Raw genomic sequence first — 16,303 nt, 5'->3', positions numbered from 1 at the left:
AAAAACACAGAAACGGTACCATACCGCTTCTGTGCACTTACCAATATTATTCTGGAATAATTTTCAACACCGCACCTGACACGTCACCTAACACTGTCTCATGATATGTGCCATCTACCCAATCTTCCACTTGATCACGATACCATTCACTTCTAAAATGACCCGATTGCCCTGGACTAACCGTATGATATCCAGTTGTCGGATCTTCCATATCAATCACAAAACGCCATGATGCTCCATGATTCACGATACCATCTTCTTCAGCACGTGCCGCCAAAGGAGTAACAGCACTTCCATCAACAGGCAAAGGTTTCCCGGCATCAAAGAAATAACCTAACCATTTATTCGCACTTGATAATGGATGTTTAAACTGAACTTGATGAAAATCACCCCATGTCCATTTCGACTCGTCTTTGCCAAAATTTTCTTCAACGGAAGCTATCGCCTCACGAAATGCAGTATAAACAATATGCTCGATCGTCCCTAATTCTGTCACCCAAATCGAGTCATTGCCTAGACGAAGCAATTCATCTGTCGTTTGTGCTTTTCCGCTAAACAAATCGAATACCGCTTCATCAATATCGGCATATAATATTTCCTCTAATTGCACGAACCATTGATCAAATAATAACGGTGCAGCTAAATGTTTATCATCCACAAAATTCCATTCTTCCAACAAATCTAATAATTGCTGTTCACGTTCATCCAATTCTACCTCTTCTAATAATTTTGCAAAATAAGGTACAAATTCGCGTGCTCGTAAATTGGTTGCATCCATTTGCAATGCTTGCATATCTTCAACGGTTAATGTTTCACGATCATCTAATACTTCAAAAATACGTTCATACCGATATGGTTGCGCCCATACATTACTAATATGATACGGATATTTATTAGATGCTACCTTATTGTTTGCTGTCGCAATAAAACCTTTTTCTGGATTCACAACTCTCGGCAACTCATCAAATGATATAAAATCTTTCCATTCATTTTTGGCATCCCATCCCTCTAATGGAAGCAATGCATCTGTACCATCTTCATACACCGGTATTTTTCCATTCGCTTTATACGCAATCGTACCATCGACATCCGCAAATACGAAATTTTGTACAGGTGCATGGAAATCTTCTAATCCTTTTTCAAAATCTTCCCAATCTGTCGCACGATTCATTTGCAAAATAGCTTGTAATTCTGTCGTCGCATCTAATGCAGTCCACCGTAACGCCAACACATGATTTGCCCCTATTTCTTTTGCAAATTCAGAGATGATTGGACCATGGCGTGTTTCCATTACCTCATAATCAATTGTTTCGCCATCTTTTACAAGAATTGGCTCTGCAATCACTTCTGCATCTTCCCATTCTTCCTCAAATAAAAATTGGGTTGCGTTATCTGGGTTTCTTTTTTCAATATACAATTGTTGTACATCTGGACCAGTATTCGTGACACCCCAAGCGATTTGTTCATTATGACCCAATATAATACCGGGAACTCCAGCAAAAATAACACCACTTACATTCATATCTGCTGCCTCTAAATGCATTTGCAACCAGATCGATGGAGTAGCAAGTCCTAAATGTGGATCATCTGCAAGATAAGGTTTTCCAGAAGCTGTCTTTTCTCCACTAACGACCCAATTATTACTCCCGTTAAACTCATCCGGGATGATCGCATCTTTAAAGCTTGTTACAATATCTAACTCTACATCTTCTATCATCGTTTGAGCATTTTCTGGATAGGAAGGAAATAATTCTAAAGCCTTCGCTTCATCAAATGTTTCTAATAGATAATAATTGAACGCTTGCCTTTCCCAATGGCCACCTAAATCAAATGCCATATACTTTCCAATCGTTAAAGAATCGATAGGTGTCCAAGGTTCTGGTGTTGCACCAAGTAAAGTAAATTCAACTGGCAATGCACCATTGTCAGTCGCTTCTTTTATATAAGCATTCACTCCATCACTAAACCATTGCAACACTTCTTTTGCTTCGTCTGAATATACATCATACGATTTTTCCGCAGCACGTCTTAAACCAAGTGTTCGAAAATATTTATCATGATCGACGGTCGCTTCCCCAATCACTTCACTCAATGTACCAGACGCTTGCCTACGTGATAATTCCATTTGAAACAATCGATGTTGGGCTTGTATATATCCTTGAGCTGTATACAAATCTTGCATATTTTTTGCCTTTATATGTGGCACACCATGCCCATCTGTCTTTACGATTACTTCTTCTTTTACTGGTAAAGTGACTTCACCTTCCAAAGTAGGCAATGATTTATGCACAACATTGTATCCATATATGACAGCACCAACCACACCGATGAGTAAAACAGCTAACACAATGTAAATAACTCTCAACCATACTTGACGTTTCTTCTGATTGTCTTGTCGTTTATATGCTATTTCCCCCATCACATTCCCTCCATTTTAAAATGGAAACTGATTCAACCACTGGCCTCCATCCATCGTTACTACTTCTCCATTAATATATGCAGCATCTTTCGAGAATAAAAACGCAGCTAAACCAGCGATTTCCTCTGGTGTTCCAAAACGTTTTAATGGAATTGAATTACGTGTTCGTTCCGCCATTTCTTCCGATAACATTAATTTATCTGCTCCACCTGTTCGCTCAATTGGCCCTGGTGCAATCGCATTGACACGAATACCATATTTCGTACCCCACTCAACAGCTAATGTACGAGTTAAACTTAATACCCCTGCTTTCGCTGCAGCACTATGTACCACACCAACTCCTGCATCCCATGCATATGTTGCAACCATATTGATGATCGATCCTTGTTTTTTCTGTTCAATCCAATACTTTCCAACAGCTTGTGAACAATAAAACGTACCATTCAATACAATATCAATAACAGAATTCCAACCGTTTACGGATAAATCTTCTGCATACACAACAAAGTTTCCTGCCGCATTATTTACTAAATAATCAATTGTTCCAAACATGTCAACCGTTTCTTTCACCATACGGTCGATATCGTCAACATTTCTAACATCCATTTGCACAAAGCCTACTTTTCCAGTCGCCGTTTCTTCTAACTCTTTTTTTACTGCTTGTAGCTTTTCTTCATTTCTTCCTGTAATGACAACATTTGCTCCATCATCCGCAAATCGTTTTGCCATATATTTCCCCATACCACTTGATCCACCTGTTACAATAACTGTTTCGCCTTTCATTTTAACATCCTCCTCTTTGTAATCGCTTTCTTTATTTCTAAGCGAAAAATGAATAATCATTCACTATCTATGTATCAATTTTATCAAATTAAATTGTATATGCAAGTAGTAAATAAAGCGTTTTCACATAAAACTCGACGATAACGGAAGAAACAAGACCATTTTAAAGAGATTCATAGAAAAACATATAAAAATTTACGCTGAACAATACTTAACAAAAACTATGACGTAATATGACGATGAGAGAGGTTTGCAAACTTTTTTTGCTATCGTTACGATTAATAGTGTAGATTTCATAGGAGGTGAATTGCCGTTAGTACTTTAACAAAAGAAACGGCTATTGAGTTAAAAAGTGGTGAATTAGTTCATTTTAGAAACCCGACAGAAGACGATGGAAGTGAAATGTTTCGCATTGTAGAAGAATCGAAAGTATTAGATGTAAACTCTCCGTACAGTTATTTAATGTGGAGTAAATTTTTCTCTAATACGTCGATCGTTGCAGAGACAGAAGATGGAGAGATTATCGGTTTTGTTTCAGGATTTATTCAGCCTGAAGCTCCAGACACTTTTTTCGTTTGGCAAGTTGCCGTTGATTCAACATATCGCGGGAACGGATTGGCAACAAAACTAATTCATCGAATTTTAAGCCAATTAAAAGAAACAGAAGACGTGAAGTATTTGGAAGCAACCGTTACACCGTCAAACATTCCTTCAAGTAGTTTATTCAGAGGAATGGCAAAAAAATATCGTGCAAATTGCGCTATTTTTGACTGTTTTACGGAAGAACAATTCCCAACAGATGATCACGAAAAAGAATTGACGTACCGTATTGGACCAATTCAATAAAAATGATGGAGGATTAAATATTAATGACAATCACAATGGAAGATTCCAAAGTGACAATGAAAACTTTTGAAACATATGAATCAGAGGTAAGGAGTTACAGCCGTAGTTTTCCAACTGTATTTAAAAAAGCGAAAGGGTATAAATTATGGGATGTAGACGGAAACGAATATATCGACTTTTTCGCTGGAGCTGGAACATTAAACTACGGACATAATAATGAACAAATGAAAGATAAACTAGTTGAGTATATTACGAGTGATGCAATTACTCACAGTTTAGATATGGCGACAGAGGCTCGTGGAACATTTTTACAAAAGTTCCATGATGTGATTCTAGCACCGAGAAACTTAGATTATAAAGTGATGTTCCCAGGTCCAACTGGAACAAACGCAGTAGAAAGTGCGTTAAAATTAGCGAGAAAAGCGACAGGCAGAACAAATATTATGAGTTTTACGAACGCTTTTCATGGAATGACAATCGGTTCACTCGCAATTACTGGGAATCAGGCAAAACGTAAAGGTGCTGGTATTCCATTAACAAATACGGTATCCATGCCTTTTGATGCATATGATGAAAATACAGATTCACTTTCATTAATTGAAAGTTATTTAAATAATACAAGTAGTGGTGTAGACCTTCCAGCTGCCATTATTGTTGAAACAGTACAAGGAGAAGGTGGAATTAACGCCGCAAGTGACGAATGGTTAAGAGGTATCGAAAGTATAGCAAGAAAATTCGAAATATTGCTAATTGTCGATGATATTCAAGCTGGTTGTGGACGTACAGGTACATTTTTCAGTTTTGAACGTGCTGGTATTACGCCAGATATCGTTTGTTTATCCAAATCAATTGGTGGATATGGATTGCCAATGGCGATTACCTTATTCAAAAAAGAGTTAGATATTTGGGCACCAGGTGAGCATAACGGAACATTCCGTGGAAACAACTTAGCTTTTATCGCAGCAACAGAGGCACTCACTTATTGGGAAAACGATCACTTTTCAGATGAAATTGATAAAAAAGCAGCTTTAATTGAAGCTTTCACAACAGAAATGGTGCAGAAATACCCAGAAATTAAAGGTGAAACTCGTGGACGTGGTTTAATGCAAGGTGTTGCATGTCATGTCGATGGTGTCGCAGAAAAAATTTGTGCTGCTTCTTTTGAACAAGGATTATTAATGGAAACATCTGGTCCAAAAGATGAAGTATTCAAGTTTTTACCACCTTTAATGATCGATGAAGAAGGACTTAAAAAAGGATTTCAAATAATCGAAAATAGTATACAATCAATCGTAGAAGAACTGTAGGAGGAAATGAAACATGATCGTAAGACATTTAAAAGACATTCTAGATACAGAAAAAGAAGTAAAAGCTGATACTTGGTCTAGTAGAAGATTATTATTAAAAGATGATAAAATGGGATTCTCATTCCATGAAACCATCATTTATGCTGGAACAGAAACACATATCCATTATAAAAACCACCTTGAAGCAGTATACTGTGTCAGTGGGGATGGGGAAATTGAAACCATTAAAGATGGAAAAGTGTACCCTATTACAGATGGAACAATGTATGCATTAAATGATAATGATGAACATTATTTACGTGGTGGGAAAGAAGACATGCGCCTTATTTGCGTATTTAACCCACCATTAGTTGGAACGGAAACACATGATGAAGACGGAGTATATCCGTTATTAGAGGATTAATTTACAAAAAAGCGGCTAAACACAATTTGTAATAATGTGTTTAGCCGCTTTTCTATATGATAACTTGTTATTTTAGTTCTCCAGTCCAGCCATTCATTCCATCCACCATGTTTATACAATGATATCCTTGTGCTTCTAAAAACATTTGTGCCTTCGCACTACGTCCCCCAGCCGCACAAATTAAAATATATTCCTTTTCTTTCTCCAGTTCTGTATACCTATCAGCAAATTCACTCAAAGGTATGTTTATTGCACCGGGCACCATACCGTTTGCTACTTCATCTAATTCTCGAACATCTACAATATGAAGTGTTTCCCCAGCGTTCATTTTTTCTTCTAATTGTGCTGCTGTCATCTCATTCATTTAAAACTTCCTTTCTGTTCCTTTATCTACTTTTCACTAATAAATTTACTGCTTCTTGCACAACATCTTCTTCTGTTCTATCTTCTAATTCATCCAGGTTTTGAATACATTCAATAAGATTCGCACTTACAATAACACCTATAACACGATCAATCGCTGAGCGAGAAGCAGATAACTGTGTAATTACATCCTTACAATCTTTATTTTCTTCCATCATTTTAATGATGCCTTTCACTTGTCCTTCAATTCGTTTCATTCTGTTTATTACCTTTTGATCATACTCCACGTTATGCTCCCCCTTCTTCTCTATTTTATATACTACATTCAGTTTATACCCTTACAGGTATGATGTCAACGAATAATTTTAACAAACTTCCGTCCAATCATGCCGAAATTACGGCAGTTTTATCATTTTTTTGTCAAACGGATAAAAACGATAATTGTAAACGCATACATAGAGCGCTTACATCATTTGGCACGGAACTTGCATATATAATTAGCGAATAAACATTTTATTCAAAAAATATATTTTTAGGAGGAATAGGAAATGAAAGCAGCAGTCGTTCATCAGTTTAAACAAAAGTTAGAAGTGAAGGATGTTGATATTCCAACACCTGGTCACGGTGAAGTACTGATCAAAATGGAAGCTTGTGGTGTTTGTCATACAGATTTACACGCGGCACATGGAGACTGGCCAGTAAAACCGAAACTCCCTGTAATTCCTGGACATGAAGGTGTTGGACTTGTAGATAAAGTCGGTGAAGGAGTTACATCATTAAAAATTGGAGATAGAGTCGGAATCCCTTGGTTATTTAAGGCTTGTGGCGAATGTGAGTATTGTTTAGCAGGCCAAGAAACATTATGCATGGATCAATTAAATGGAGGGTATTCCGCAGATGGAGCATTTGCCGAATATTGTGTTGCACCAGCTGATTATGTTGCACGTATCCCTGATGGGGTAGACCCGATCGAAATCGCCCCGATTTTATGTGCTGGCGTAACAACTTATAAAGCATTAAAAGTATCTGGTGCTAAACCTGGAGATTGGGTAGCAATTTATGGAATCGGTGGTTTAGGACATGTCGCATTGCAATATGCAGTTGCCATGGGCTTTAAAGTGATTGCAGTAGATATTCATGATGAAAAATTAGAACTTGCAACAAAATTAGGCGCTGATTTTACAGTCAATGGCATGAAAACAGATCCAGTTGAAGCAATTAAAGAAAAAACTGGAAACGGTGTGCAAGCATCGATTAGTGTCGCTGTTACAAAAGTAGCGTTTGAACAAGCATACCATTCTGTGAAACGTGGTGGATCAGTGGTCCTTGTCGGATTACCGAATGATTCTATTCCAGTACCTATTTTTGATACGGTGTTAAATGGTGTCAGTGTAAAAGGTTCTATCGTTGGTACGAGAAAAGATATGCAAGAAGCATTACAGTTTGCAGCTGATGGAAAGGTAAAAGCAATCGTAGCAACTGGAAAATTAGATGATATTAACGATATATTTGACAGAATGGAAAAAGGTGAAATTAACGGGCGAGTTGTCATAGAGTTTTAGTTATCCACCTATTAAAATGATCATCATTTAATACTTTTTACGGTTCTACGGAAAAATAGAAATGAGGGAAACATAATGATATATGAACAACCTGGAAAACCAAACGCACTAGTTACATTTAAAACAAAATACGATAACTATATAAATGGAGAGTGGGTGGCTCCCACACATAATCAATATTTTGAAAATGTGACACCTGTGACAGGGGAAGTATTTTGTGAAGTAGCCCGTTCAACGAAAGAAGATATTGATATTGCACTAGATGCTGCGCATGCAGCGAAGGATGCCTGGGGAAAAACGTCACCAGCAGAACGTGCTGCAATTTTAAATAAAATTGCGGACCGAATGGAAGAGAATTTAGAAAAGTTAGCAGTAGCGGAAACATGGGATAACGGAAAAGCTGTAAGAGAGACATTGAATGCAGACATCCCACTTGCCATTGATCATTTCCGTTACTTCGCTGGAGCAATTCGTGCCCAAGAAGGTACATTAAGCCAAATCGACGACGATACAGTCGCATATCACTTTCATGAGCCATTAGGAGTAGTTGGTCAGATTATCCCTTGGAACTTTCCTCTTTTAATGGCTACGTGGAAAATTGCACCAGCATTGGCAGCTGGTAACTGTATCGTATTAAAACCAGCAGAACAAACCCCTGCATCGATTCTCATTTTAATGGAATTAATTGGGGACCTATTACCAAAAGGGGTTTTAAATGTCGTTAATGGTTTTGGAGTGGAAGCAGGAAAACCGTTAGCATCAAGTCCACGTATTGCTAAAATTGCTTTTACAGGTGAAACGACAACTGGGCGACTCATTATGCAATACGCATCTGAGAATATCATCCCTGTCACATTGGAATTAGGTGGAAAATCACCAAATATTTTCATGAAAAATGTGATGGACAAAGATGACGACTTTTTAGATAAGGCAATTGAAGGGTTTGTCCTTTTCGCTTTAAACCAAGGTGAAGTATGTACCTGTCCATCTCGTGCTCTAATCGATGAAGCTATTTATGAGGAATTTATGGAGCGCGCATTAAAACGGGTGGCACAAATAAAAACAGGCAATCCACTCGATACGGAAACAATGATGGGAGCACAAGCTTCTACCGAGCAACTAGAAAAAATTAAATCTTATTTAGATATCGGAAAACAAGAAGGTGCAACATGTTTAATTGGTGGGGAGGAAAATAAAATCGCAGGCTTTGAGAACGGGTATTATATTAAACCGACCGTTTTCAAAGGAAATAATAAAATGCGTATTTTCCAAGAGGAAATATTCGGACCAGTTGTTTCCGTTACAACATTCAAAGATGAAGAAGAAGCACTCGACATTGCCAATGACACATTATATGGTTTAGGTGCTGGTGTTTGGTCACGGGAAGCAAATAGCGCTTACCGCTTCGGTCGCAATATTCAAGCTGGGCGTGTTTGGACAAATTGTTATCACGCATATCCAGCACACGCTGCATTCGGTGGCTATAAGAGTTCCGGTATTGGGCGTGAAACACATCTAATGATGTTAAGTCATTATCAACAAACGAAAAACCTACTTGTTAGCTATAGCGAACAAAAACAAGGCTTTTTCTAAGAAACTAAAAAAACTAAAAGGATATAAGATGAATTCCCCCTCATCTTATATCCTTTTCTTTTAATAAATATCTCAATTGACGTGGGGTAATTTCTAATGCCTCGGCCGCTTTTTGCCTATTTCCAATATACTTTTTCAACGCTTTATGAATATATTGCTTCCCAATATAATCTTCTAGTTGGTGAATTTCTTCTAATATTGGTTTTAATGGAAAAATTTGTTCGTCTTTCCACATGTTTATCACCATTTGTTGAAAAGCTTGTATTTTTTCTTCAAAATTTACTTCTTCCATTTTCTTGCTTGTGGATATCTCATTGGACATACTACTAGTAAGATGTGAAAAATACTTGGCATCTATCATCTTCTCACCTGGTTCTAACAAGGAAACAGCACGTTTTATCATATTGGATAATTCTCTAATATTTCCTGGCCAATCGTATGTCCTTAACAACGTTTTAGTATCTTCATGCAACATAAGTGATTCATCCAGTTTATGTAAAAAGTATGTTGCTATCGGAACAATATCCTCTTTTCGTTCACGAAGTGGTGGAATATGTAATTCGACGACATTTAATCGATAATATAAATCTTCTCGAAATTTCTTTTCTTTTACCGCTTCCTTCAAGTCTACATTCGTCGCCGAAATAATACGGATATTCGTCTTTTTTAATGTTTCCCCTCCCACACGCATATACTCACCCGATTCAATGACACGTAATAACTTCACTTGTGTCGCCAAAGAAGCATCACCAATTTCATCTAAAAATAAAGTGCCATGATTCGCAATCTCAAATACACCTTTTCTTTCCTTTGTCGCCCCTGTAAAAGCCCCTTTTTCATGACCAAATAGTTCACTTTCTAACAGTGTCTCAGAGAGCGCTCCACAATTAATTCGTATATATGGTTGATCACTTCGATGGGAGGCAAGATGAATAAAATATGCAAATAATTCTTTTCCGGTTCCCGTCTCCCCTTGGATAAACACATTTATATTTTTCGTCGCAACTTTATATGCAAAAGTAAGTAATTGTTTCATTACTACACTGTTTTCAACGACCATTCCACTCATCGCCGTTAATTGCCTTATATCATCCTCCATGACAGTCGTCTGTCCTTCTAATAATTGATCCACTGTTTGCTCCAATAAATCAATATCATCGAAAGGTTTTTCAATAAAATCATTTGCACCTAACTTAATGGCATCTACTGCGACTTTCACTGTACTATATCCTGTCATGATGATCGTTTTACATGAGGATTGTTTCTGTTTGATATGTTCTAATATTTCTAATCCATTTCGATCTGGTAACTTAACATCAATCATCGCTAAATCATACGTCCGTTCTTCGATTAATCGATCATAATCCGTTCCACTGTACCCAACCGATACATGATAGAACTTTTCTTCAAAAAAATAGGTTAAAAAGTTTCCAACTGTTTGCTCATCATCAATGACTAAAATATGTACCATGAAATCCCCCCTATTCACATTTCGGTAATTTTATCGTAAACGTACTTCCTACACCTTTTTCACTTTCTACAAGAATTTCCCCATGATGGGATGCAACAATCCCTAAACTGACGGATAAACCGAGTCCAGTTCCTTTTTGAACTTCCTTCGTCGTATAAAATGGATCAAAAATTTTTTGTTTTTCAGATTCTGTCATTCCCATTCCATTGTCTTGAACGGATAAATAAATGGCATCCGCAGATTCTCTGGATGAAATAATAATTTTTCCATCGTGACGATTCAACTGTACTAATTCATCTTGTGCATTCAGTAATATATTAATGATAACCTGTTCAATTTGTTGAATACTTCCTTGAAATAGCGATAAATTTTCTTGTAAATCTGTCTCTAATACAATATGATTTTGCGAGATTTGATATCCTACTAAACTTAATACGGTTCTTACTGCTTCATTCATAGAGCATGTTTCAAATAAATATGCATCCTGCCTTGAAAAAGTTAACAAGTTGCGTACGATATTTTGACATCTTTTCCCTGCTCCTAATACATCTTCCAATAAAGTCGTTTCCACTTGTTCATTTGCTTTCCGTAATAATAATTGTGTATTCCCTAAAATTGCTGTCAGTGGATTATTTAATTCGTGTGCGACTCCTGCAGCCATTTCTCCAATTGCGGCCAATTTGCTCGATTGAATTAATTGCATTTCATACAATTGCTTATTCGTTACATCTTTCATATACAGAATAATATGATATAATTCATTTTCATCATTTAAAGCTGGATACGCATACACTTCATACGTTTCTTCCGCAATCTTTATTTCTTCATATGTCACTTGCTCGGTTGATGCACAACGTTGAATCATACTTTGCGTTGGAAGCATCGTTTCATATAGTAATGTATGGATATTTTCAACACAATGATATTTCGTTAATAAAGCACTACCAGCCTCATTCGCACGTAAAATCTTGCCGTTTACGTCCACTAACACGATCGCATCAAGTACCGCCGAAAATGTTTGTTCCCATTCTTCCTTACTTTGAAGTATTTTTTGATATAAAAATACGTTTTCTATTGATACAGCTAGTTGGTCACTTAATTGTTGAAAAAAATCAATTTCAGCCTGATCAAAGGTTAAAGTTTCTTCTGTTCCCAAACTAAAAGTCCCGATAACATTTCCTTTAGACCGCAGTGGAAAAATGAGTATTTGCTGTAAACCTATATGTAAAAAAGACTTATCTTCTGTATAATATTGTTCATCTGATAAATGGTAATTTTTATACTTATTTTGTTCGACTACTTCCCAATAGATAGATTGTTCAATTGGTATAAATGTTCCAATATACGGATATGTCGTATAGGTTGGGTATACGCTCGTCACGTATAATTCATCCATTTCCTTTTCATATCGATTCAAACTTAATCGATGAAATGGATAAATTTTATTCAACTTCTCCAAAATATGACATAACATTTCATCCATCGACATTTCTATATTAAAACTTTTCATTACATCATTAATGATTTCAAGCTGTGTATTTTTCTTTTCCAACTCTAAAATCGTCTGCTTTAATTGTGTATAATAATTTTGTTTAGAAGATTGAACTCCAACGAGCTTGTCTATTAACTGTTCTCTTTCTATCATTGATATCGCCTCACAATGCTTTCATAAATAAATTTTCGATATCCTCTTTCGTAATATCCCGTGGATTCGTAATAATACATGCATCTTTTAATGCAAATTCACTTACAATTGCAGCATCTTTTTCAGTTAAATGTAACTCACTTAATCGTTGTGGTGCACCAATTTGTCTCGACAATGCCTGTACATGTTCTACCGCTTTTTCTCCAGCATTTAATATCGTAAGGAACCGTTCGTCAACACCAAGTAATGTAGCGATATCGACAAATTTTTCAGGCATTGCTACGTAATTGAACTCCATCACATAAGGAAGTAAAATTGCATTTACATCCCCATGTGGTAGTAAAAATCTTCCACCAATAGCATGACTCATCGCATGTACTGCTCCTAATATGGCATTGGAAAAAGCTAGCCCAGCTTGTAAACTTGCCATCGCCATATTTTCCTTTGCTTCCCTATTTAACTTAGAAGCTACCGATTGGCGCAAATTATCCGCAACAAGTCTAATCGCATTTCTTGCATGTACATCTGATAAAGGGGTTGCAGCAATACTTACATACGCTTCTATGCCATGTGTTAACACATCCAATCCTGTTGTTGCAGTTAGAAGCGCACTCTTCGTCATCAAAGTTTCTGGGTCTACAATCGCAATATCCGGAACAAGTGATTTTGAAATGATAGTAAATTTTCGTTCACTGTGAGAGTCGAGTATAATGGAAAACTGTGACACTTCTGATCCTGATCCAGCTGTTGTCGGTACCATCACTAATGGAGGTAATGGGGCATTAATTTTATCCACCCCTTCATAATCGATAATATCCCCTCCATTTGTCGCTAAAATTGCAATAGCTTTCGCTACATCAATTGCACTACCACCACCGACCCCTAATATTGCGTCACATTTTGAGTCTTTATATGCATTATATCCATTCTGTACTTCGTAATCTTTTGGATTTGATGTTAAATCCGAAAATACTGTATACGCTAGTCCGACTTTATGACAGGAATTCTCTACTTCTTTTAACCATCCCTCAGCGATAATTCCATTATCTGTCACAATAAGCACATGTTGCGCACCTAAGCGAAGACAACTTTCTCCAACTTGTGACATGGCCCCTGTCCCAAATATAACTTCTGGCATGACGAACTTATGTATTTTCACGAAAATCCCTCCACTCAAGTAATCTGAATATTCATTATATCATAATTATTCGCCCTCCTCTTTCATAGAGTAGAGCAAATAAATCGCTTTCAACCCTCACTAGGTTGTGAAAGTAATAGAGAATAAGAGGGGATAAAATAGAGAGGTAATTTTAGTTATCACTCGGAATGATTCAATAAATTGGCATCTCACATGCAGTGCCAGCAAAAGAGGTGTGGACAACTATACAACGGCATGTTCGCTATAGTAGAACTCCTAAATAGTACAATAAAACAAATTACTTCATAAAAAAACGATGACCTTTAAAAAGATCATCGTTTTTATTCTATTAATATGCATCTCTATTTCTATTTCTAATTCTATTTTTAAAGTTATCCCAACGTCTAGTACTTAATTCAATCAATGGCTCTGTAACTGTCATGAAAAACTTACTTGATAACAAGAATACAATGATGACAGTAATTGCAATGACCCCGATAAAATCAAATATGTTCGACACTTGAATAATATCTTCTTGTCGTAAATATTGTACGATAAAACCGTGTAGTAAATATACGTACAATGTTCGTTCCCCTAGTTTTGTGAAGGAGAATCGTTGCTTCGGAATCCATGCTAGGACACTGAAGGCCATGAGTAAAGAAGTCATATATACTGTAAATCTAAATACACTTCCTCCCCACTCAACTCCTAAAGCACCATATGACTTAGATGCTAACAACCAGTCTGTATTTACATCTGGTAAATAATAGATTGCTACTGCGAATACAGTCATCACTACAAGACTAGCAATTTTTATTGGAACACGTTTTAATGCCATCATTTGTTGTTCAGACATCCAATACCCGATTAAGAAATACGGGAAAAAGACGAATGTTCGTGACAAACTAAACATATGTCCAATCGAATCAAAATAACCAATCGTCACACCGATAATGATTGCAACGATAATTCCAACGACAGGACGTACATGTTTATATAAAATTAATAACATATGCCAACAAAACAAGCTAAATAAAAACCATAATGACCAGTGCGGATAAAAGATACTATCGACTAACCAATCTTTTTTATCGATTAAAAAGTAATACCCTGTATAAACTACCTGAAAAATAACATACGGGATTAATAGTTTTTTTGCTAATGCTAATAGATATTTACTATCACTAGACCCTTTTGCGAAATAACCTGCAATCATAATAAACGCAGGCATATGGAATGTGTAGATCCATGTATACAATGTTGCCAATGATTTCGAATCAAATGTTAATGGTTGAATAATGTGTCCAAAGACGACCAACGTTATTAATAATAGACGTGCATTATCAAAAAAAGCATTTCTTTCCATACCATTCACCCTTTGTCTTCAACATTATCAAAATATTCTCTACTACATACCATACCCGAATTTTTCTTATAGTATGTCTATATTTCGCTTATTTAATCAAAGTGTAAACCGTTTGTAAAAGTCAGCTTCCTCTGTAATATTTCGACAAAATTCTATTATTTCCTGGGAAATAATAGAAGATTCGATATTTTATTGCCCAATGCGAATGACATTTTGTTGACGTTCTATCGTACCAATCACACTCATTGCTGCTAAATAACTTGTACTTGGATTGGAAGGTAATGGATTGTTTTCAATCGTAAAACTAGCTTTTCCAAATGCGCCTTCCACCTCAATTGTATGGGTATTTTTGGTGGCATGAGGATCAGCAATCATCGTCACTTTTGTTCGATCAAATCCAATTCCAGCAAGCGATAATGCAATAGAAATATTTATATTTTTTGGATATATTGCAATAGCTTCCCGTGCACTTCCTTCAAAGGCAATTTTTTCTTCTGTCATCGGTTCTTTTACTAATGTATGTGCTGCTTTTCGTGTCGTTAAGGATACATGTTCCACATTTTTTGTTGCCAACACATTTTGCACTAAGTCTAATCCACCAATCGACCCTGATGGTAAAAAGATATTCCGATTATTTTTCTCTGCAATAGATGTTACTTTTTGTGTAAATGCATTTTCTACAAAAGCACCGATGCTAATAATAATGACATCTTTTTGTTCGATAATTTGTGGCACATACGCCTGTACCGCCTCCACTGTAGCTGCTTCTACAACGATATCTACACCAGAGTCGATAAATGCTTGAACATCCGTAAATAAAGGAACATGATATTTATTGCCAAACTCACGATATTTTTCCATATCCCTTACAAGTATACTCGTTACTTCATAGGTGTGATCTTTTTCATTCTCTAAAATATAATTTGCAATAGCTCCTGCTCCAATAATTCCTACTTTCATCGTATACACCTCTACATCTGTTTTTTATAATAAATCAATCCGTTTTTTCTAATTTGTGTCACTTTTTGTAGTGTATACAAGCGGTCTAAGTGACCAATTACTTCCGACATGACTAATGGGAGTAATGGTTCATAACGTTCCTTATACATTTCTTTTGCAATTTCTGCTGCTGTTTTCTCTTCATATAGTAAGGAGATAATACGCTCCGCCTTCGTTTCTATACGTTTTAATTTTTGGTCAATTAACCCGATCGGATCATGTATAATTTCACCATGTCCACTATAGGCAATGGCTGGTTCATACGCACGTAATTTTTGTAATGATTGTTCATATAATACTAATGACTTTGTGCGTCCCCCTGTTTTATCCAATTCCACCAACGCATTACTCGGCGAATGTGACAAAATTACATCTCCAACATATGCCGTTTTACTTTGTTTATGCCAT

Annotated in this window: 14 protein-coding genes and 1 pseudogene; 5 read left to right on the top strand and 10 right to left on the bottom strand. The window is 36.4% G+C overall.

The features are described 5' to 3' along the window. Window positions 1–46: 46 nt before the first annotated feature. Entirely contained in the window at window positions 47–2,419 is a 2,373-nt protein-coding gene (locus WKT09_RS12645; protein ID WP_340416371.1) for a penicillin acylase family protein, read from the bottom strand. 15 nt (window positions 2,420–2,434) lie between these two features. After that, window positions 2,435–3,202, bottom strand: coding sequence for a 2,4-dienoyl-CoA reductase (gene fadH, locus WKT09_RS12640; protein WP_340416370.1), 768 nt, complete (start codon window positions 3,200–3,202; stop codon window positions 2,435–2,437). Window positions 3,203–3,508: 306 nt separating this feature from the next. Between fadH and ectA the strand changes: the two genes are divergently transcribed. Genes ectA through WKT09_RS12625 form a run of 3 tightly spaced genes read left to right on the top strand, consistent with a single transcriptional unit; the run spans window position 3,509 to window position 5,758 of the window. Beyond that, the gene (gene ectA, locus WKT09_RS12635) at window positions 3,509–4,048 is read left to right on the top strand and encodes a diaminobutyrate acetyltransferase (protein WP_340416372.1); all 540 of its coding nucleotides are present in this window, start codon (window positions 3,509–3,511) and stop codon (window positions 4,046–4,048) included. A 23-nt stretch (window positions 4,049–4,071) separates the two neighbouring features. Continuing rightward, a complete protein-coding gene (gene ectB / locus WKT09_RS12630; protein WP_340416369.1) occupies window positions 4,072–5,355 on the top strand; it encodes a diaminobutyrate--2-oxoglutarate transaminase in 1,284 nt (427 codons plus the stop codon). Window positions 5,356–5,368: 13 nt separating this feature from the next. Beyond that, window positions 5,369–5,758, top strand: a complete 390-nt coding sequence (locus tag WKT09_RS12625; RefSeq protein WP_336268387.1) for an ectoine synthase — start codon at window positions 5,369–5,371, stop codon at window positions 5,756–5,758. A 67-nt stretch (window positions 5,759–5,825) separates the two neighbouring features. Here the strand turns inward: WKT09_RS12625 and WKT09_RS12620 are convergent, their stop codons facing one another. Next, window positions 5,826–6,122 carry a rhodanese-like domain-containing protein gene (locus WKT09_RS12620; protein ID WP_340416368.1) on the bottom strand — a complete coding sequence of 99 codons (297 nt, stop codon included), beginning with the start codon at window positions 6,120–6,122 and terminating at the stop codon, window positions 5,826–5,828. A 22-nt stretch (window positions 6,123–6,144) separates the two neighbouring features. Then, window positions 6,145–6,408, bottom strand: coding sequence for a metal-sensitive transcriptional regulator (locus WKT09_RS12615; protein ID WP_340416367.1), 264 nt, complete (start codon window positions 6,406–6,408; stop codon window positions 6,145–6,147). Between the two features lie 261 nt (window positions 6,409–6,669). Here WKT09_RS12615 and adhP point away from each other — a divergent pair, with 261 nt between their 5' ends. Continuing rightward, a complete protein-coding gene (gene adhP / locus WKT09_RS12610; RefSeq protein WP_340416366.1) occupies window positions 6,670–7,683 on the top strand; it encodes an alcohol dehydrogenase AdhP in 1,014 nt (337 codons plus the stop codon). Between the two features lie 75 nt (window positions 7,684–7,758). Then, the gene (adh, locus tag WKT09_RS12605; protein ID WP_340416365.1) at window positions 7,759–9,276 is read left to right on the top strand and encodes an aldehyde dehydrogenase; all 1,518 of its coding nucleotides are present in this window, start codon (window positions 7,759–7,761) and stop codon (window positions 9,274–9,276) included. A gap of 40 nt (window positions 9,277–9,316) precedes the next feature. On the opposite strand, the gene WKT09_RS12600 is transcribed toward adh, so the two are convergent. The 6 genes and pseudogenes from WKT09_RS12600 to WKT09_RS12575 all read right to left on the bottom strand — a co-directional run. Further along, window positions 9,317–10,747, bottom strand: coding sequence for a sigma-54-dependent transcriptional regulator (locus tag WKT09_RS12600; RefSeq protein ID WP_340416364.1), 1,431 nt, complete (start codon window positions 10,745–10,747; stop codon window positions 9,317–9,319). Window positions 10,748–10,757: 10 nt separating this feature from the next. Next, window positions 10,758–12,392 (bottom strand): sensor histidine kinase, encoded by a 1,635-nt coding sequence (locus tag WKT09_RS12595; RefSeq protein WP_340416363.1) that lies wholly within the window; start codon window positions 12,390–12,392, stop codon window positions 10,758–10,760. A gap of 10 nt (window positions 12,393–12,402) precedes the next feature. Continuing rightward, the gene (locus WKT09_RS12590) at window positions 12,403–13,551 is read right to left on the bottom strand and encodes an iron-containing alcohol dehydrogenase (RefSeq protein ID WP_340416362.1); all 1,149 of its coding nucleotides are present in this window, start codon (window positions 13,549–13,551) and stop codon (window positions 12,403–12,405) included. A 328-nt stretch (window positions 13,552–13,879) separates the two neighbouring features. Further along, a complete protein-coding gene (locus WKT09_RS12585; RefSeq protein ID WP_340416361.1) occupies window positions 13,880–14,896 on the bottom strand; it encodes an acyltransferase family protein in 1,017 nt (338 codons plus the stop codon). Window positions 14,897–15,085: 189 nt separating this feature from the next. Further along, window positions 15,086–15,856 carry an aspartate dehydrogenase gene (nadX, locus tag WKT09_RS12580; RefSeq protein WP_340416360.1) on the bottom strand — a complete coding sequence of 257 codons (771 nt, stop codon included), beginning with the start codon at window positions 15,854–15,856 and terminating at the stop codon, window positions 15,086–15,088. 11 nt (window positions 15,857–15,867) lie between these two features. Further along, a pseudogene (locus WKT09_RS12575) lies at window positions 15,868–16,303 on the bottom strand (MBL fold metallo-hydrolase); the annotation flags it as partial.

This window comes from Pseudogracilibacillus sp. ICA-222130 (assembly GCF_037892545.1).
Classification (GTDB): Bacteria; Bacillota; Bacilli; order Bacillales; family Amphibacillaceae; genus Pseudogracilibacillus.
This window is presented reverse-complemented; position numbering and strand designations above follow the sequence as displayed.